Source organism: Sandarakinorhabdus oryzae (genome assembly GCF_009733735.1).
GTDB classification, from domain to species: domain Bacteria; phylum Pseudomonadota; class Alphaproteobacteria; order Sphingomonadales; family Sphingomonadaceae; genus Sandarakinorhabdus; species Sandarakinorhabdus oryzae.
Genome location: NZ_WNJP01000047.1, coordinates 1 through 18,423 on the forward strand (window position 1 = coordinate 1; position 18,423 = coordinate 18,423).

Sequence of the window (18,423 nt, forward strand, 5' to 3'; positions counted from 1 at the left end):
CGCTGATCTGGCTGCCATGCTTCGCCAGCGCCGCGCGGGCGCCATCGAGCAGCCGGGGATGCGGCGCCGCGGCCTGCGGCAAGGACGCCAGCGCCGGGCTTGCGGCGGCCAGGGCGGCCGCCCCCAGGAAGGCGCGGCGCGAGAGCGGGGTTTCACCTATAGTCATTGGCCGACAAGATAAGGCAGGCTGACCGCCATTACAGTGATGCATCGCCAAACCGCCCTGAATCATCGTCCAACCGCTGCCGTGCTGGCATTGGCGCTGGCCTTTGGCCTCCACGCCACGGCGTTGGCGCAGGCGCCGCCGGCCCCCGCAACCACCCCCGCCCAGCGCCTTGCCGCCGTCGATACGACCAAGCTCGACACCAGGGACCGCGCCAGCGTGGCCGCCAGCCTGGCCGCTTGGGCCGCTCTGGAACCGCTGCCCGCGGGGCGCTGGCTGCTGGTCAACATCCCGGCCTTCGAGATCAGCCTCTATGACGGCGCAGTGCGCACCGGCACCTGGCGGGCCATCGTCGGCAAGCCGAAAACCCCGACGCCGCGCTTCACCGGCACAGTGACCGGCGTCATCCTCAACCCGTGGTGGGAGGTGCCGGCCAGCATCGTGGCGGAAAGCGTTGGCCACTTGCTGGCGCGCCACCCCAAACAGGCGGCGGCGCAGGGCTATGTCCGCGAGGGCGACCGTTATCGCCAGCGGCCGGGGCCGGAAAACCAGCTTGGCCTCCTCAAGCTGGATTTCCGCAACCCCTACAGCGTTGGCATCCACGACACGCCGTCACGCCAGCTGTTCGCGCGCGAGAAGCGCGCCTTCAGCCATGGCTGCATCCGGGTCGATGATCCCTTCGGTCTCGCCGCCGCGCTATTCGGCCCGCCGGCCAGTCGCGACAGCCTGATGGCGCTGGGCAGCGCCAATCCTGACACCCAGCGCCTGGCCCTGGCCGCGCCGGTGCCGGTGATCGTTGGCTATTTCACCGCCGAAGTGGCCGACGACGGTACGCTGCGATTGTTCGACGATGTCTATCGCCGGCTGCCCAGGGGCGAGGCCTCGTCAGGCGATGATTGCGCCTCGCCATGAGCATCAGCCTGACTTTCCATGGCGCAGCGCGCACCGTGACCGGATCCTGCCTGGAACTGGTTGCCGGCGGTCACCGCATCCTCATCGATTGCGGCCTGTTCCAGGGCTCCCGCACGCTTGAAGGACTGAACCACGCGCCGCCGCCCTTTGCCACCCAGGGCCTGGATGCCGTCATCCTCACCCACGCCCATATCGATCACAGCGGCCAGTTGCCGCGCCTCGCTGCGCTGGGCTGGCAGGGGCCGATCTGGTGCACACCGCAGACGGTCGACCTGCTTGATCCCATGTTGGCCGACAGCGGCCGCATCCACGAATATGAAGCCGAGCGCCGCAATCGTCGCCGCGACCGGGCCGGCGAGACGCCGTTCGTGCCGATCTATACCGAGGCTGATGCGCTGGCCGCCGCCGCGATGGCGCGGCCAGTGGCGCTGGAAGACTGGTTCGAGGCCGCACCTGGCATCCGGGCCCGGTTGTGGAACGCCGGCCATATCCTGGGCGCCGCCTCGGTGGAGATCGAGGCGGGTGGCGTGCGCCTGCTGTGCTCGGGCGATCTGGGGCCCGACAACAAGGCCTTCCTGCCCGATCCCGCCAGTGCCCGCGGTTTCGACGCGGTGGTGTGCGAGGCGACGTACGGCGGCACGGTGCGCGAGCGGGTGAACCTCTATGAACGCCGCCGCCGCCTTGCCGACGAGATCAATGCGGCGATGGCGGAAGGCGGCAATCTCGTCATCCCGGCCTTTGCGCTGGAGCGCACGCAGGAGCTGCTGCTCGATATCGTCATGCTGTCCCGCGCCGGGGCGATCGGCACGACGCAGGTGTTTGTCGACAGTCCGCTCGCCAACCGGGTGACGTCGGTCTATCGCCGCCATGCCGACACGCTGGAAGACACCGGCGGCCACGACGTGTTTGCCCATCCGGCCATCCACACGGTGGAAAGCGCAGTGGAATCGATGCGATTGAACACGCTGTCGGGGGCGATCATCATCGCCGCGTCGGGCATGTGCGAGGCCGGACGTATCCGCCATCACCTGGCCCATAATCTGCCGCGCCGGGATTCAACCATATTGTTCGTCGGCTTCCAGGCGCAGGGTGCACTGGGCCGGGTGATCCTGGAGGGCGCCAGCCGGGTGCGCATGTCGGGCCGCGACATCGCGGTGCGCGCCCGTATCCGCCACATCGACAGCTATTCCGCCCATGCCGACCAGAGCGAGCTGCTCGACTGGATTGCGGCGGCCGGGCCAATTGCCGGCACCCTGTTTCTCGATCATGGCGAGGCCAGCGCGATGGACGCCCTGAAGGCCGAGGCCGAAGCCCGCGCGCTGGCCGCCGAAGTGGTGACGCCGGAGATGGGCGATGCATTCCGGCTTGAACCCGGCAAACCCGCCCGCCGTGCCCGTCGCGGTACCCGCAGCCAGCGCGAGGCGGTGGGCCGCGACTGGCAGAACGACTATGCCGATCTGGCCAGCGGCCTGAAGCAGCGCCTCGCCGCCATCCGGGATGATCATGCCCGCCAGCAGGCCATCGCCCGCATGCGCCGCATCCTCGATGATTACGAGAAGCGCCCCCGGCGACGCTGAGCCGCAGCCGCTTGACGCCGGCCAGTGCCGGCCGCAGGGCAGGGGCCATCAAGGGGGAATTGAAGATGATGCAGGCGACGCGCCGGATGCTGCTGCCAACTGTCGTGCTGCTGGCCAGTGCCGGCGCGCAGGCCCAGACCCAAACGCAGCCGCCCTTTGCGGTGGAGGAAGCCACCATCGCCGGCGTGCATGCGGCGATGCGGGGCGGGCAGTTGACCTGCCGTGCGCTGGTCGATGCCTATCTCGCGCGCATCGCCGCCTATGACAAGAACGGCCCGGCGGTGAATGCCATCGTGATGATCAACCCCGATGCCCGGCGCGAGGCCGATGAACTGGATCGGCGCTTTGCCGCTGGCGGCCTCACCGGCCCGCTGCATTGTGTGCCGATGATCGTGAAGGACAATTTCGAGACCGCCGGCCTGCAGACCAGCAATGGCGCGCTGGCCTTTGCCGGCTATCGGCCCGCACGCGACGCCACCCAGGTGGCGCGGGTGAAGGCGGCCGGCGCCATCGTGCTGGCCAAGTCCAACATGGCGGAATGGGCGTTCAGCCCGGTGGAAACGGTCAGCTCCATCCTGCCGGGTTACACGAGAAATCCTTATGCGCTCGACCGGGTGACGGCGGGATCGAGCGGTGGCACGGCGGCGGCGATTGCGGCGAGTTTCGGGCTTGTGGGCCTGGGCAGCGACACCGGCGATTCTATCCGCGGGCCCTCATCGCACACCGGCTTGGCTGGCATCCGTTCAACCATGGGCCTGACCAGCCGGGCCGGGGTGTTCCCGCTCAACCTGAAAGCCGATATCGCCGGGCCGATGGCGCGCTCAGTGGCGGACATGGCCGCGGTTTTCCAGGTGATCGTTGGCGAAGACCCGCGCGATTCCGTCACCGCCACTGCCCGCGACCACGCGCTGCCGGATCTCGCCGCCACGCTGGCCCGGTCCAGCCTGAAGGGTGTCCGCATCGGTGTGTTGCGCGAAGCCTGGGAGCGGGAGACCACTGATCCGGAAATCCGGGCGATCTTCATGGCCGCGCTCGATGATCTGCGGCGACAGGGCGCCATCATCGTCGATCCGGCGCCGATCGAGGGTTATGCCCCGCTGGTGCGGCCGGGGCCGGCCGGGCCGTGCATGGGGTTCAAGCATGACCTGAACCGGTTCCTGGCTCAACGGGCGGGCCAGGTGCCGCTCGCCGATCTGACCGCGATCATCGCATCCGGCCGCTTCCACCCGTCGGTCGCCAAGCGTCTGGAGGATGCCGAGAAGGGGCCCGTCAATGGCGCTGGCTCCGCCGCCTGCCAGGAAGACGATGCGCAGCGCGCGGCGGTGCGCGCTCAGGTGCTGGGCACAATGGCCAGGCTGAAGCTGGATGCCTATGTCTATCCCACCTGGAGCAACCCGCCGCGGCTGATTGGTGATCTCAACACACCGGGCGGCGACAACAGCCAAATCTTCGCGCCGCTCACCGGCTTTCCGGCGGTGAACATGCCCATGGGCCACAGCCGCGGCGGCCTGCTGCCGATCGGCATCACTTTCTTCGGCCGGCCCTGGGCCGATGCGGCGCTGATCGGTTATGCCCACGCCTACGAACAGGCCACCCGCCACCGCCACCCGCCGGCCTCGACGCCGCCTTTGCGGTGAGGTGTTGGCGGACAGAGTGGGATTCGAACCCACGGTGAGGTTTCCCCCACGGCGGTTTTCAAGACCGCTGCCTTAAACCACTCGGCCATCTGTCCGGGGCCGGGCCTAGTGGTTTGGAGGGCGGGTGGTCAAGTGACGTTGTGCGGGCGGACCTTGCGCAGGTCGGACGGGCTGCGGCCGTAGCGGGCGGCGATGACCTCGTTGAAACGGCGCAGCGAGGCGAAGCCGGAGGCCAGCGCGATCTCGGTCATTGGTAATTGCGTGTGCGCGATCATCTGCATGGCGCGCTGGACGCGGCGGGTCTGCGCCACTTCGATGGGGGAGGCGCCGAGATGCTGGCGGAACAGGCGGGTGAGGTGGCGGGCGCCGATGCCGCAGCGTTCCGCCAGTTGCTCGACCGTGCCTTCGCCATCAAGGGCGCCGTCGTCGATCAGCTTCAAGGCGCGTTCGACCGTCGTCTTGGTGCCGTTCCAGGCCGGGCAGAAGGGGGCGCTTTCAGGCCGGCACTTGAGGCAGGGGCGATAGCCGGCGCGTTCGGCGGCGGCGGCGCTGGGGAAGAAATTGATGTTGCGGGTGAGGGGCTGGCGCACCCGGCAGACCGGACGGCAATAGATGCCGGTGGTCTTGACCGCGATGAAGAACAGCCCGTCATAGGCCGGGTCGCGGGCAAACCGCGCCGCGTTCATCGTGTCGAAGTCGAGGCCGTGAATGGCGGGAGAGACAGGCGCGTGCATGGACTCTAGATTACGCCCCCGACGCGCGCACGGCCAGAGGCCAGGTGAAGACGATGGCCGATTTCCGCCAGTGACCTTGGTGACAGCAAGCCAACCACGTATCCTTTCAAAGCCAGGCGCCACAGGCTAGAACCAGCGCATGACAGCCAAGCAGACTCGCCGCTATTTCGGCACCGATGGCATTCGCGGCTTGACCAACACGCCGCCGATGACCGCCGCCATCGCCCTGAAACTGGGCCAGGCCGCCGGCCGGCATTTTCTGCGCGGGCTCCATACCCACCGGGTGGTGATCGGCAAGGACACGCGGCTTTCCGGCTACATGATGGAATCGGCGCTGGTTGCCGGTTTCACCAGCGTCGGCATGGACGTGACGCTCTTGGGCCCGATGCCGACCCCGGCGGTGGCGATGCTCACGCGCTCGATGCGGGCCGATCTGGGCGTGATGATCTCTGCCAGCCACAACCCGTTTCACGATAACGGGATCAAGCTGTTCGGCCCTGATGGCTATAAATTGTCGGATGCCGACGAAGCTGCGATCGAGGCGCTGCTGGAGGAGGAAATCCCGCTGGCCGAGCCCAAGGCCATCGGCCGGGCACGGCGCATCGACGACGCGCAGGGGCGCTATATCCATTTTGCCAAGGCCACCTTTCCGGAACATCTGCGCCTCGATGGGCTGAAGATCGTCATCGATTGCGCGCATGGTGCCGCCTACAAGGTGGCGCCAGCGGCGCTGTGGGAACTGGGCGCGGAGGTGATCGCCATCGGCGTCGCGCCCGACGGTTTCAACGTGAACGACAAGGTCGGATCCACCCACCCCAAGGCATTGCAATTGAAAGTGCTGGAAAGCGGCGCCGATATCGGCATCGCGCTGGATGGCGATGCCGATCGGCTGATCGTGGTCGATGAACGTGGCCAGGTGGTGGATGGCGACCAGTTGATGGCGCTGATTGCCTCGCGGGCGGCCGAGGCCGGCACGCTGAAAGGCGGTGCGCTGGTGGCGACCGTGATGTCCAATCTGGGGCTGGAGCGGTTCCTGGAGAGCAAGGGCATCGCCCTGCACCGCGCTGCGGTGGGGGACCGGCACGTGCTGGAATTGATGCGCCAGGCCGGCTGCAATGTCGGCGGCGAGCAATCGGGGCACATCATCCTGTCGGATCATGCCACCACTGGCGATGGGCTTGTGGCGGCGCTGCAGGTGCTGGCGGCGCTGGTCGGTTCGGGCAAGCCGGCGAGCGAGTTGCTTCACCTTTTCGATCCACTGCCGCAGCTGCTCAAGAATGTGCGCTTCAAGGGCGGCGCGCCGCTGGAGGCCGATGCGGTGAAGGCGGCGATTGCCGAGGCCGAGGCGAGGCTCGCCGGGCAGGGGCGACTGCTGATCCGCAAGAGCGGTACCGAGCCGCTGATCCGGGTGATGGCCGAGGGCGAGGACAAGACGCTGGTTGGCCGCGTGGTTGATGATATCTGTGCGGCGGTGGCCGCGGCGGCGGCCTGATGCTGGCGCTTCGTCCCGATTGCGAGCGCTGCGGCGCTGATCTGCCGGCCGATTTGCCCGGCGCACATATCTGCTCGTTCGAATGCACTTTCTGCACCGCCTGCAAGACCGGGGCGCTGGCCGGTGTGTGCCCCAATTGCGGCGGTGATCTGCAGCCGCGTCCGCTGCGGGTGGGGGCGGCGCTGGCGAAATATCCGGCGTCGGTGGAGCGCAAGCATGGTCGCTAGGATCCTGGCGATTGCCGGGTCTGACAGTGGCGGCGGCGCCGGCATCCAGGCCGATATCAAAACGATCACCGCGCTGGGCGGCTATGCCATGACGGCGGTGACGGCGATCACCGTGCAGAACACGCAAGGCGTCGGCGCGGTGCATGGTGTGCCGCCGGAAATCGTGGCCGGGCAAATCCGTGCCTGCATCGATGATATCGGCGTTGATGCCATCAAGATCGGCATGCTGGGCAACGAAGCGGTGATCAATGCCGTCGCCGATGCGCTGGCCGGCGTGAACGTGCCGATCGTGCTCGATCCTGTGATGATCGCCAAGGGCGGCGCGGCGCTGATCGAGGAGGAGGCCGTGTGGGCGATGATGCAGCGCCTGCTGCCGATGGCGAGCGTGATCACGCCCAATGTGCCGGAACTGGTGGCGCTGACCGAGACCGAGGTGGAAGACGCCGCCGACATGTTGCTGGCGGCGCAAGAGTTGTTGAATGCGGGTCCGATGAACAGTCGGGCTGCGGTGCTGGCCAAGGGCGGACATCTGGAGGGTGATCAACTCACCGACTGGCTGGTGACGCGCCAGGGGCATCTGGCGTTTACCGATGCGAAGATCGAGACGAAGAGCAGTCACGGCACCGGCTGCACGCTGTCATCGGCGCTGGCGTGCAGCTTGGGGCAGGGGATGGCCTTGCCCGAGGCGGTGCAGCGGGCGCGGGCCTTTGTGCGGTTGGCGCTGCGCTCGGCGCCCGGCCTGGGGCAGGGGCATGGGCCGATGGGCCATGGCCAGGTGGTCAACGACATCAGCGCGCCGGCGCCCGTGCTCAACCAGATCACCGTGCCGGCGACGGATTATGCGACGTCACTGGCTTTCTATCGGCAACTGGGGCTCCGCCTGATCGTGGACAGTCCCGACAATGGCTATGCGCGCTTCGAGGCAGGCAATGGCGTGACGCTCTCGATCCATGTGGGCGATGGGCAGGCCGGTGGGGCGACCGTCTATCTGGAATCGCTGCGGCTCGATGCCTGGGTGGCGGCGCTGATTGCGGCCGGACTGGTGTTCGAGCAATTGCCGCAGGACGAGGACTGGCTGTGGCGCGAGGCCCGGCTGCGGGACCCGGCCGGCAACCGCATCTGCCTTTACGCCGCTGGCGAAGCGCGGCGGTTTCCGCCATGGCGGGTTTGATCGCCGGCGTTGACGAGGCCGGGCGCGGGCCGTGGGCGGGGCCGGTGGTGGCAGCGGCCGTCATCCTGCGCGGACGCGTCCCGCCGGGTCTGGACGACAGCAAGAAGCTGAGTGCGAAGCGGCGCGAGGCGCTGTTCCATGCGCTCCACGCCAGCGATTGCCTGATCGGCGTTGGCCAGGCCAGCGTGGCGGAAATCGACCACCTCAATATCCTGCAGGCGACCTGGCTGGCGATGACCCGCGCCGTCGAGGCGCTGGGTGAGCCGCCCGCGCATGTGCTGGTCGATGGCAACCGCTTGCCGAAATGGCGCTGGCCGGCCACCGCCATCATCGGTGGTGATGGCTGCGAGCCGGCCATTTCGGCCGCGTCCATCATTGCCAAGGTGACGCGCGACCGGATCATGGCCGAACTTGATCGCCTTCACCCCGGCTATGGCTGGGCGCAGAACCAGGGCTATGGCGTCGCCGCGCACGCACAGGCGCTGAACAGGCTTGGCGCGACCCCGCATCACCGCGCCAGTTTTGCCCCAGTGAAGTCCGTGCTGACGCGGGCGGTTCTGCAGAAACTGGCGGGGTGAGTCTTTTGAGTGACACCACTAGGGGTTGAGTCCGCCCAAATCGGCGGGACTCCAGATATGGTGTTGTTCCCCTTTTGATTCCGAAATGTGACGAATCAGGGAATCTCGTTGATTCCAAATGATTCTTGACCGCGAATCCGGTCTGACTCATCACGGCCCCACGTGTTTCGTGGGAGTGGTGAGATGAAGGCTTTCCGGCAGGGTGATCATCGTGATTCCGAACGTCTGCTGGCCGATGCCGGCCTGGGCGGTCGTGCGCGTGCACCGTCGCTGGAGACCGATCGCATCCTGGTGGGTGACTGCATCGAACTGATGAACAGCCTGCCCGCCGGCAGCGTGGACCTGATCTTCGCCGATCCACCCTATAATCTGCAGCTGGGTGGCGATCTCGCCCGCCCGGATGGCAGCCATGTCGATGCCGTCACTGACGATTGGGACAAATTCTCCAGCCTGGAAGCCTATGACCGCTTCACCAAGGCCTGGCTGAAGGCGGCGCACCGCCTGCTCAAGCCCGATGGCGCGATCTGGACCATTGGTTCCTATCACAACATCTTCCGTGTCGGCGCCGCGCTGCAGGATGAAGGCTATTGGATCCTCAACGACATCGTGTGGCGCAAGGCCAATCCCATGCCCAACTTCAAGGGCACGCGTTTCACCAACGCGCATGAAACCCTGATCTGGGCAGCAAAATCCGAATCCAGCCGTTACTGCTTCAACTACCACGCCATGAAGGCCATGAACGAGGACCTGCAAATGCGATCGGACTGGCTGATCCCGATCTGCACCGGCGGCGAACGGCTGAAGGACGGCAGCGCCAAGGCGCATCCGACCCAGAAGCCGGAAGCGCTGCTCTATCGCATTCTCGTGGCCTGCACGCGCCCCGGCGACGTGGTGCTCGACCCGTTTTTCGGCACCGGCACCACCGGTGCCGTGGCCAAGCTGCTCGGCCGGCGCTGGATCGGGATCGAGCGCGAAGCGAAATATGTGCGAGTGGCGAATGAGCGTATCAACAATCTGCTGCCGCTCGACGGCGGCGACATCAAGATCAGTGAAGGTACCCGCGGTCAGGCCCGCATCCCGTTCGGCAGTCTGGTGGAGAGCGGCCTTGTCCGCCCCGGCACACGCCTGTGGGGTCCGGGCCGGCGTGTGGGTGCGCGCGTACGGGCTGATGGCAGCCTGGACATGGCCGGGCGCACGGGATCCATCCACCAGATGGGTGCCGCGGCGCAGGGTCTGCCCAGCTGCAATGGTTGGACCTTCTGGCATGTCGAGGACGACGATGGCCAGTTGGTGCCGTTGGATGCCAGGCGCCAGATGTTTCGCCAAGCCACTGCTGCGACCGTCTGACGCCTGGCATCCATTTCACTGCCGCCTTGCGGCCAGCGTATAGTTTGAATAACACACTCCCACACGATTCTGTGGGAGACTGTTTGATGCGCGCGTTCCTGATTGCCACCAGCCTGGTTGCGCTGGCCGCCACCCCGGCACTGGCCGCCGATGCGATGACGAGCAGCAGCAACAAGCCCGAGCTCGGCCGCTTCGGCTTTGACGAGGCGGGCATGGACAAGTCGGTGAAGGCCGGCGACGATTTCATGGCCTTCACCAGCGGCACCTACCTCAAGAATCTGGAAATCCCGGCCGACCGTTCCAATTATGGCATGTTCACCCGGCTGCGCGACCTGAGCCAGGATCGCACCCGCCAGATCATCGAAGATGCCGCGAAGCAACCGGCGGCACCGGGCAGCAACGCCCAGAAGGTCGGCGATTTCTACGCCAGCTTCATGGATGAAGCCGCCATCGAGGCGAAGGGGATCAGTCCGATCAAACCGCGCCTCGATGCCATTGCCGCGCTGTCCGACAAGGCGGCGCTGGCCCGGATGCTGGGCGAGTCCGCCCGGGACGGCCTCGATGGCCCGATCAATGTGCAGGTGCTGCAGGATCTCAAAACGCCGGACGTGATCGCGGCTTATGTCGGCCAGGGCGGCCTCGGCCTGCCAGATCGGGATTATTATCTCGACGACAGCAACCCGCGCTTCATCGAGGCGCGCACCAAGTACAAGGCCTATATCGCCGAACTGCTGACCCTGGCCGGTTTCGACAATGTGCCGGCCCGCGCCGCGGCCATTTATGACCTGGAGGTCAAGATCGCCCGCACCCACTGGACGCAGGTGGAAAGCCGCCAGGTCGACAAGCTTTACAACCCTGTGGCCACCAGCGCCGTTGCCGGCACCTATCCGGGCTTTGACTGGAGCCCGTTCCTCAGTGCCACTGGCCTCGCCGCGCAGAACCAGCTGGTGATCTTCCAGCCGTCTGCGGTGAAGGGCGCGGCCGCGCTGATCGCGTCGGAGCCCTTAACTGTCTGGAAGGATTATCTCGCCGTCCACACGCTGGCCAGCAACGCCAGCCTGCTGCCCAAGGCGTTCGTCGATGCCAAGTTCGGCATGGACAAGGTGCTGACCGGCCAGCCGGTGATCCAGCCGCGCTGGAAGCGGTCGGTGGACCTGACCTCGGCTGTGCTCGGCGAGGCGGTGGGCGCGCTCTATGTGCAGCGCTATTTCCCGCCGATTGCCAAGGCCAAGGCCGACACCATGGTGAAGAACATCATCGCCGCGCTCGACGCCCGCCTGGCCAAGCTGGACTGGATGGACCCGAAGACGCGCGATGCCGCCCGTGCCAAGCTGGCCAGCTTCACGCCCAAGATCGGTTATCCTGACAAGTGGCGCGATTATTCTGCGCTGCAGATCGTGCGTGGTGACGTGGTGGGCAATGCCACCCGCGCCGCCCGCTTCGAATATGACCGCCAGCTCGCCAAGATCGGCAAGCCGATCGACAAGAGCGAATGGGGCATGACCCCGATGACGGTGAACGCCTATGCCAATCCGCTGTGGAACGAGATCGTGTTCCCGGCCGCCATCCTGCAGGCGCCGTTCTTTGATCCCAATGCCGACGATGCGGTGAATTATGGCGGCATCGGCGCGGTGATCGGCCACGAAATCACCCACCATTTCGACGACCAGGGCCGCAAGTTCGACAAGGACGGCAAGCTGTCGGACTGGTGGACGAAGGAGGACGAAACCCGCTTCAAGGCGCTGACCGACAAGGTGGTGGCGCAATATGGCGCCTACGAACCGCTGCCGGGCAAGAAGATCAACGGCGAGCTGACCCTGGGCGAGAACATGGCCGATCTGGCCGGCGTCAACATCGCCTTTGACGCTTACAAGCGCAGCCTGAACGGCAAGCCGGCCCCGATCATCGATGGCTGGACTGGCGAGCAGCGCTTCTTCCTCGGCTTTGGCCAGGTGTGGCGCCAGAAATATCGCGAGCCGCTGCTCAACCAGCTGCTCACGGTCGATCCGCACTCGCCGGGCAATTTCCGGCCCTATGTCGTGCGCAACCTCGACAGCTGGTATGCCGCGTTCAATGTGAAGCCGGGCGACAAATTCTACCTGGCGCCGGAACAGCGGATCAAGGTGTGGTAAGACGCTATTTTCGCCCGATACTGACCGAAGGTGAGGGGCTGCCGCTGGCCGGCGGCCCCTTTTCCTTTGCCCGCGCCGAGGTGCTGACACGCGCCGGCAGCGAGGGTTTCGTGGATGCCGACGCGCTGCCGGCGGACTGGCAGGCGCGGCTGACCGCACCGCGCCCGCTGCTGGCCCGGTTCGCGCCGCCGATGCCGCTGGTGATGGGCATCATCAACGTCACGCCCGACAGTTTTTCCGATGGCGGCCGCCATGATGCGCCCGCTGCTGCCATCGCCGCCGCCCATGCGATGCACGCGGCGGGCGCGGCGATCATCGATGTCGGCGCCGAATCCACCCGGCCGGGTGCGCCGGAACTGCCGGTGGGGGACGAACTGGCCCGCCTGGCGCCGCTGTGGGGCGGGTTGGCTGGCCTGCCGGTCTCCATCGACACCCGCAAGGCCGCGGTGATGGAAGCAGCGCTCGCTGCCGGGGCAATGATCGTCAATGATGTCAGCGCGTTGGGGCATGATCCCGACGCCATGGCGCTGGTCGCAGCACGCGGCTGCCCGGTGATCCTTATGCACCACCAGGGCACGCCCGAAACCATGCAGATCGCGCCGCACTATGACAATGTGCTGCTCGACGTGTTCGACTGGCTGGAGGGGCGGATTGCCGCAGCCGTCGCCGCCGGCATCGCCCCCGATGCGGTCATCGCTGATCCCGGTATCGGCTTTGGCAAGGGGCTGGCGCATAATCTGGCCCTGTTGTGGGGCCTCACCCTGCTGCACGGCCTTGGCGTCCCGATCCTGCTCGGCGCCAGCCGCAAGTCCTTGATTTCCAAGCTTGCTGGAGATGTGCCGGTCGAACAGCGCTTGCCCGGCAGCCTGGCGCTGGCGCTGGCCGGGGCCGAGGCCGGCGTGCAGATCGTGCGGGTCCACGACGTGGCGGAGACGGCACAGGCCCTCGCGGTTTGGCGAGCCTGCCGCGTGGCCAACGCCTGAACGGCCATTTGCCCCTTCACAGCCGCGCCGACTCTGCTAACAGGCACGCTGTGCGCGCTGCCGCAGCAGGGTGCTGACACGCAATTTTTGAGGGTTTCGCCTGTCATGGCCAGCAATGATCAACCGGACAACGCTCACCGTTCGACCTATGAGAGCTTCCTTGGCTTTGCCAAGTGGGGGACCATCTTCGTGGTGCTGGTGCTGGTGGCGCTGAAGCTGTTCGTGGCCTGAACGGCAGCGCATTTGGGGGCTGAACCATGAAAATCGCGGTGCTGAAGGAAATTGCCGCCACCGAACAACGCGTGGCTGCCACGCCGGAAACGGTGAAGAAGCTGATCGCGCTGGGCGCCGCCGTGTCGGTGGAAAGCGGTGCGGGCGCCGGCGCACGCATCAGCGATGCCGATTACCAGGGCGCCGGAGCCACCGTCGCCGCCCGCGCCGATGTGATCGCGGGGGCGGACATGGTGCTGGGCGTGCAGGGCCCGGCGGTGGCGGATCTGCCCGGCATCAAGGCCGGCACGATCATCGCCGCCATCCTCTCGCCGTTCAACGATCGCGCCAAGATCGAGGGCTATGCCGCGGCCGGCCTCAACGCCTATGCGATGGAGTTCATGCCGCGCACCACGCGCGCCCAGTCGATGGACGTGCTGTCGTCGCAGTCCAACCTCGCCGGCTACAAGGCAGTGATCGACGCCGGCGAAGCCTATGGCCGCGCCTTCCCGATGATGATGACGGCCGCCGGCACGATCAGCGCCGCGCGCGTGTTCATCATGGGTGTGGGCGTCGCCGGCCTGCAGGCCATCGCCACCGCGCGCCGCCTGGGCGGCGTGGTCAGCGCCACCGACGTGCGTTCGGCCACCAAGGAACAGATTGAATCGCTGGGTGCCAAGGCGATCTTCGTCGAGAAGGTGGCGGGCATTTCGGGTGAAGGCGCCGGCGGCTATGCCACCGAAATGAGCGATGAGTACAAGGCGGCGCAGGCCGAGCTGGTCTCCAGCCACATCGCCAAGCAGGATATCGTCATCACCACCGCGCTGATCCCCGGCCGGCCCGCCCCACGCCTGATCACCGATGCCCAGGTGGCCTCGATGCGGCCGGGCAGCGTGATCGTCGACCTGGCGGTTGACAGCGGCGGCAATGTCGAAGGCGCGGTGGCCGGCCAGGTCGTGGAGCGCCACGGCGTCAAGATCATTGGCCATTCCAATCCTGCCAGCCGCATGGCCCCCGATGCCAGCGCGCTCTACAGCCGCAATCTCTACAACATGATCAACGCCTTCTGGGACAAGGAGGCGAAAGCCGCCGTGTGGCCCGCCGATGATGACATCGTGAAGGGCATCAAGCTGACCGAGGGCGGCAAGATCGTCCACGAACGGCTGCTGGGTTAAGGGGACACGCCATGGATTTCCTGTCGATCCTGTCGATCTTCGTGCTGGCGGTGTTCGTCGGCTATTATGTCGTGTGGTCGGTGACCCCGGCGCTGCACACGCCGCTGATGGCCGTCACCAACGCCATTTCGTCCGTCATCATCGTCGGCGCGCTGATTGCGGCGGCGGCCGGTGCCATCACCGAAGGCGGCGGCCTGTCGATGTGGCTCGGCCTGATCGGGGTCGTGCTGGCCAGCGTCAACATCTTCGGCGGCTTTGCCGTCACGCGCCGCATGCTCGCCATGTACAAGAAAAAAGACAAGAAGCCGGCGGCTTCGAAGTAAGGGCAGGGGCACCACTATGGAACATGCAGTCGCTGCCACCCCGGCCTGGGCCGTCTTGGCCTATCTCGTCGCCGGTGTGCTCTTCATCCTCGCCCTGCGCGGGCTGTCGTCGCCGGAAAGCTCGCAGGCGGGCAACCGCAATGGCATGATCGGCATGTTGATCGCGGTCGGCACCACGCTGGCCCTGCACCCGACCGGCCTGCCGCTGATCATCGGCGCCATCGCCATCGGCGGCGGCATTGGCTGGGTGATCGCCCAGCGCATCCAGATGACGGCGATGCCCGAGCTTGTTGCCGGCTTCCACAGCCTGGTCGGCATGGCCGCGGTGCTGGTCGGTTGCGCCGCCTATCTCAACCCGGCTGCCTTCGGCATCGTTGACAGTGCCGGCGCCATCCTCGCCGTGTCGCGTGTGGAAATGGGCCTGGGCGTGGCCATCGGCGCCATCACCTTCTCCGGCTCGATCATCGCCTTCCTCAAGCTTTCGGGCCGCATGTCGGGCGCACCGATCCTGCTGCCGGGCCGCCACATCCTCAACCTGGGCGTTCTGGCCGGCATCCTGGTGCTCACCGGCGTGTTTGCCATGGATGCCGCTGCGGCCGCCGGCCAGGGCCCGCTGCTGTGGATCATCCTGGGTCTCAGCTTCCTGATCGGTGTCACCCTGATCATCCCGATCGGCGGGGCGGACATGCCGGTCGTCATCTCGATGCTGAACAGCTATTCGGGCTGGGCGGCGGCGGCGATGGGTTTCACCCTGCAGAACACCGCGATGATAATCACCGGCGCGCTGGTGGGCTCGTCGGGTGCGATTCTCTCCTACATCATGTGCAAGGCGATGAACCGCAGCTTCATCAGCGTCATCGCCGGGGGCTTTGGCGCTGATTCCGGCGGCGGTGGCGGCGAGAAGGGCGCAGCGATCCAGAAGGCTTACAAGGCCGGCTCGGCCGACGATGCCGCCTTCATCATGCAGAACGCCGAAAGCGTCATCATCGTGCCCGGTTACGGCATGGCGGTTTCGCAGGCCCAGCACGCGCTGCGCGAAATGGGCGACCTGCTGAAGAAGGAAGGCGTTTCCGTCAAATACGCCATCCACCCGGTCGCCGGCCGCATGCCCGGCCACATGAACGTGCTGCTCGCCGAAGCCAATGTGCCGTACGACGAGGTGTTCGAGCTGGAAGACATCAACAGTGAGTTCGGCCAGTGCGACGTCGCATTCGTCATCGGCGCCAACGACGTCACCAATCCCCTTGCGAAGACCGACAAGACGTCACCCATCTATGGGATGCCGATCCTGGACGTGGAGAAGGCCAAGACCGTGCTGTTCGTGAAGCGCTCGATGGGCGGCGTCGGCTATGCCGGCGTGGACAATCCGGTCTTCTATGCGGACAACACGATGATGTTGTTGGCGGATGCGAAGAAGATGGTGGAGAATATCGTGAAGGGGCTGAATGGGGGCGGGCACTGAGTAGCGCGGCGCGTGAATAGTGCGCAGCACTATTCACCGACTCGCGCAAGCACGGCCAGCGACCACAAAAGGGCGGCTCTCCAGCCGCCCTTTTTTGTGTCGTCTGACGGCGTGGCTCCGCCACGCTCTTCCTTCTTCCTACTTTCGGCACCCCCAGCGGACTCGGCGGCTCCGCCGCCGGCCGCGCGGGAAGGGGCAGATCACGCCGCCGGCTTGTCACTCCACAGCTGCGGAAACAGCCGCTTCAGCCCTTCCACCTTCGGGATATCGTTGAACGCGATATAGGGCTGGCTGGTGTGCCCACGCAGATAATTCTGGTGGTAGCTCTCGGCCGGATAGAAGGGCCTGTTGCCCTCAAACGTCGTCACGATCTTCGGCTTCCACACCCCGGCCTTCTCCAGCTGGGCGACATAGGCCTTGCCAATCCGCTCCTGCTCCGCCGTCCGCGGGAAAAGTGCATTGCGATACTGCGGCCCGGTATCGGGCCCTTGCCGATTGAGCTGGGTGGGATCCGTCGCCACCGAGAAAAACACCCGCAGCAGCGTGCCGTAAGAGACGACCGCCGGATCATAGGTCACTTCCACCGCCTCGGCATGGCCGGTCATGCCGGTGCCGGTCAATTCATAGACGGCCGTGGCGCGCGCGCCGCCGGCATAGCCTGACACCGCAGCCTTCACGCCCTTCACGCGCTCGAACACACCTTCGATGCCCCAGAAGCAGCCGCCGGCAAAGACGGCCTTCTGCAGCGGCGCCTTGGCCAGCGGGGCATCGATGGCGGGAGCGGGGGCGAGCACCATGCGCTCGGCCGAACAGGCCGGAGTGGCGAGGATGGCGAGAGCAAGCAGAAGGCGTTTCATGCGGCTTTTCCCGGAACGAAGCTGAGCGCCAGGCCATTGATGCAATAGCGCAGGCCGGTCGGCTTGGGCCCGTCATCGAAGACATGGCCCTGGTGGCCGCCGCAGCGGTTGCAGTGCACTTCGGTGCGCACCATGAAGAAGCTCTTGTCCACCGTGGTGCCGATCGCGGTCTTGTTGATCGGCTGCCAGAAGCTGGGCCAGCCGGTGCCGCTGTCGAACTTGTGGGCCGAGCTGAACAGCGGCAGCGCGCAGCCGCGGCAGACGAACATGCCGGTGCGATGTTCGCTGTTGAGCGGCGAGGTGAATGGGCGTTCCGTCGCCTCCTCGCGCAGCACGGCATAGGCATTCTTGCCGAGGCGGCGCTTCCATTCTTCGGGTGTGAAGCTGACGGTGAAACGACCAGTGGCGGCCGATGCGGCGGCGGTGCCAAACAGAGTGGCGGCGGGCAGGGCGGCCAACAGGCCAAGCAGGGTGCGTCGTGTGGTCATGCCTTCCTATACGCACGGGCAAGCTGAACCGTTACTGGCGGCAATGCCGCACTCAGCCGGCGAAGGCGGCTTCCAGTGCTGCGAGGTCGAGCTTGATCATGCCCTGCATGGCGGCAAAGGCGCGCGCGGCGGCGGCCGTATCGGGGCTGGCCAGCATCGCCGGCATCTGGCGCGGGACGATCTGCCATGACACGCCAAAGCGATCGCTGATCCAGCCACAGGCGACTTCGGCGCCGCCATCGGCCAGCAAGGCGGCCCACAGCCGATCGGTTTCGGCCTGATCATCGGTGAGCACGCTGATCGAAGCGGCATGGTTGGGCGGCGGCCCACCGTGGGCGTTCAACACCATCATTGGCGCACCGGCCAGAGTGAACTCGATGATCAGCGCCTGGCCGTCCTTCTCCACCACGCCGTCGATGCCGCTGTCGGGCAGCAGGCTGGTCCAGAAGACAACCGCCTCCTCGCCATTGCCGGGCATCCAGAAGCAGGTGCGGGCCTTGGCTCCGAGGAACGCGCCCATGGTCTCAGCCATTTCGTTTCTGCCAGGCCGCGCCCTGCGATTTGGCCAGATCGACCAGATCCTCCATCACCACCTGCATGTCGATCAGGTGCAGGCCCCAGGCCTCGACCACCTGGCCGCCCACCACGACGTCGCCATTGATCGTATCGGTGCGGGCATCGGCGGGATCGGCGTTGACGGCGACAGACAGGACATTGGCATTGTCACGGGCCATGCATTCGCCGCTGAGCAGGCCGGGCAGGGCGACGAAGGGCGTGTAGATGTTGCGGCCCTTTGCCCAGCGTGGCGCCGGCGCGCCATTTGCGACGATGGCGGTGCCACTGACCATCAACGGGCGCAGCGTGACGCGGCCACCGGCCAGCGCCGCCGGGTTGGTGCAGGCCACGGCCATCCCGGCCGGGCTGCCGGCGGGCGGGCGGCCGAACAGGCTGGCGG

The 18,423-nt window shown here is 66.5% G+C and carries 18 protein-coding genes, 1 tRNA gene and 1 pseudogene; 14 read left to right on the forward strand and 6 right to left on the reverse strand.

Annotated features, from left to right (window positions below; all coding sequences use genetic code 11):
- Positions 1 to 247 precede the first annotated feature (247 nt).
- The 3 genes from GJ693_RS06690 to GJ693_RS06700 all read left to right on the forward strand — a co-directional run bounded on the left by GJ693_RS06690 (position 248) and on the right by GJ693_RS06700 (position 4,289).
- A complete protein-coding gene (locus GJ693_RS06690) occupies positions 248 to 1,075 on the forward strand; it encodes a L,D-transpeptidase family protein (RefSeq protein WP_156255549.1) in 828 nt (275 codons plus the stop codon).
- Complete coding sequence (locus tag GJ693_RS06695; RefSeq protein ID WP_156255550.1) at positions 1,072 to 2,652, forward strand: MBL fold metallo-hydrolase RNA specificity domain-containing protein; 1,581 nt, start codon at positions 1,072 to 1,074, stop codon at positions 2,650 to 2,652. The genes GJ693_RS06690 and GJ693_RS06695 overlap by 4 nt, the downstream gene beginning before the upstream one ends.
- A gap of 65 nt (positions 2,653 to 2,717) precedes the next feature.
- The gene (locus GJ693_RS06700) at positions 2,718 to 4,289 is read left to right on the forward strand and encodes an amidase (protein ID WP_197042012.1); all 1,572 of its coding nucleotides are present in this window, start codon (positions 2,718 to 2,720) and stop codon (positions 4,287 to 4,289) included.
- A 5-nt stretch (positions 4,290 to 4,294) separates the two neighbouring features.
- Here the strand turns inward: GJ693_RS06700 and GJ693_RS06705 are convergent.
- Together GJ693_RS06705 and GJ693_RS06710 are read right to left on the reverse strand one after the other, a co-directional pair.
- Positions 4,295 to 4,384: transfer RNA gene (locus GJ693_RS06705), tRNA-Ser, on the reverse strand.
- 33 nt (positions 4,385 to 4,417) lie between these two features.
- The gene (locus GJ693_RS06710; RefSeq protein WP_156255551.1) at positions 4,418 to 5,023 is read right to left on the reverse strand and encodes a bifunctional transcriptional activator/DNA repair enzyme AdaA; all 606 of its coding nucleotides are present in this window, start codon (positions 5,021 to 5,023) and stop codon (positions 4,418 to 4,420) included.
- A 139-nt stretch (positions 5,024 to 5,162) separates the two neighbouring features.
- Between GJ693_RS06710 and glmM the strand changes: the two genes are divergently transcribed.
- The 11 genes from glmM (at position 5,163) to GJ693_RS06765 (ending at position 16,123) form a co-directional block, all read left to right on the forward strand.
- Positions 5,163 to 6,515, forward strand: coding sequence for a phosphoglucosamine mutase (gene glmM, locus GJ693_RS06715; protein ID WP_156255552.1), 1,353 nt, complete (start codon positions 5,163 to 5,165; stop codon positions 6,513 to 6,515).
- Positions 6,515 to 6,742: a DUF1272 domain-containing protein gene (locus GJ693_RS06720; protein WP_156255553.1), complete on the forward strand. Its 228-nt coding sequence runs from the start codon at positions 6,515 to 6,517 to the stop codon at positions 6,740 to 6,742. The genes glmM and GJ693_RS06720 overlap by 1 nt, the downstream gene beginning before the upstream one ends.
- Entirely contained in the window at positions 6,732 to 7,913 is a 1,182-nt protein-coding gene (gene thiD / locus GJ693_RS06725) for a bifunctional hydroxymethylpyrimidine kinase/phosphomethylpyrimidine kinase (protein ID WP_156255554.1), read from the forward strand. The genes GJ693_RS06720 and thiD overlap by 11 nt, the downstream gene beginning before the upstream one ends.
- Positions 7,901 to 8,491 (forward strand): ribonuclease HII, encoded by a 591-nt coding sequence (locus GJ693_RS06730; RefSeq protein ID WP_156255555.1) that lies wholly within the window; start codon positions 7,901 to 7,903, stop codon positions 8,489 to 8,491. The genes thiD and GJ693_RS06730 overlap by 13 nt, the downstream gene beginning before the upstream one ends.
- Before the next feature lie 183 nt (positions 8,492 to 8,674).
- Positions 8,675 to 9,838 (forward strand): site-specific DNA-methyltransferase, encoded by a 1,164-nt coding sequence (locus GJ693_RS06735; protein WP_328598824.1) that lies wholly within the window; start codon positions 8,675 to 8,677, stop codon positions 9,836 to 9,838.
- A gap of 86 nt (positions 9,839 to 9,924) precedes the next feature.
- Positions 9,925 to 11,970: a M13 family metallopeptidase gene (locus GJ693_RS06740; RefSeq protein ID WP_156255556.1), complete on the forward strand. Its 2,046-nt coding sequence runs from the start codon at positions 9,925 to 9,927 to the stop codon at positions 11,968 to 11,970.
- A complete protein-coding gene (gene folP, locus GJ693_RS06745; protein WP_156255557.1) occupies positions 11,964 to 12,953 on the forward strand; it encodes a dihydropteroate synthase in 990 nt (329 codons plus the stop codon). The genes GJ693_RS06740 and folP overlap by 7 nt, the downstream gene beginning before the upstream one ends.
- 105 nt (positions 12,954 to 13,058) lie before the next feature.
- On the forward strand, positions 13,059 to 13,184 hold the full coding sequence (locus GJ693_RS06750; protein ID WP_156255558.1) for an aa3-type cytochrome c oxidase subunit IV: 126 nt from the start codon (positions 13,059 to 13,061) through the stop codon (positions 13,182 to 13,184).
- Between the two features lie 26 nt (positions 13,185 to 13,210).
- A complete protein-coding gene (locus GJ693_RS06755; protein ID WP_156255559.1) occupies positions 13,211 to 14,338 on the forward strand; it encodes an NAD(P) transhydrogenase subunit alpha in 1,128 nt (375 codons plus the stop codon).
- An 11-nt stretch (positions 14,339 to 14,349) separates the two neighbouring features.
- Positions 14,350 to 14,661, forward strand: a complete 312-nt coding sequence (locus GJ693_RS06760; protein WP_156255560.1) for a proton-translocating transhydrogenase family protein — start codon at positions 14,350 to 14,352, stop codon at positions 14,659 to 14,661.
- A 16-nt stretch (positions 14,662 to 14,677) separates the two neighbouring features.
- The gene (locus GJ693_RS06765; RefSeq protein WP_156255561.1) at positions 14,678 to 16,123 is read left to right on the forward strand and encodes an NAD(P)(+) transhydrogenase (Re/Si-specific) subunit beta; all 1,446 of its coding nucleotides are present in this window, start codon (positions 14,678 to 14,680) and stop codon (positions 16,121 to 16,123) included.
- A 200-nt stretch (positions 16,124 to 16,323) separates the two neighbouring features.
- Here GJ693_RS06765 and msrA read toward each other — a convergent pair whose 3' ends face one another.
- The 4 genes and pseudogenes from msrA to GJ693_RS16820 all read right to left on the reverse strand — a co-directional run.
- Positions 16,324 to 16,980, reverse strand: a complete 657-nt coding sequence (gene msrA / locus GJ693_RS06770; protein WP_156255562.1) for a peptide-methionine (S)-S-oxide reductase MsrA — start codon at positions 16,978 to 16,980, stop codon at positions 16,324 to 16,326.
- Complete coding sequence (gene msrB, locus GJ693_RS06775; protein WP_156255563.1) at positions 16,977 to 17,468, reverse strand: peptide-methionine (R)-S-oxide reductase MsrB; 492 nt, start codon at positions 17,466 to 17,468, stop codon at positions 16,977 to 16,979. The genes msrA and msrB overlap by 4 nt, the downstream gene beginning before the upstream one ends.
- Before the next feature lie 52 nt (positions 17,469 to 17,520).
- Positions 17,521 to 18,000: a VOC family protein gene (locus GJ693_RS06780; RefSeq protein WP_156255564.1), complete on the reverse strand. Its 480-nt coding sequence runs from the start codon at positions 17,998 to 18,000 to the stop codon at positions 17,521 to 17,523.
- Positions 17,993 to 18,423, reverse strand: a pseudogene (locus GJ693_RS16820) (DUF3089 domain-containing protein); the annotation flags it as partial. The gene GJ693_RS06780 and the pseudogene GJ693_RS16820, both read right to left, overlap by 8 nt.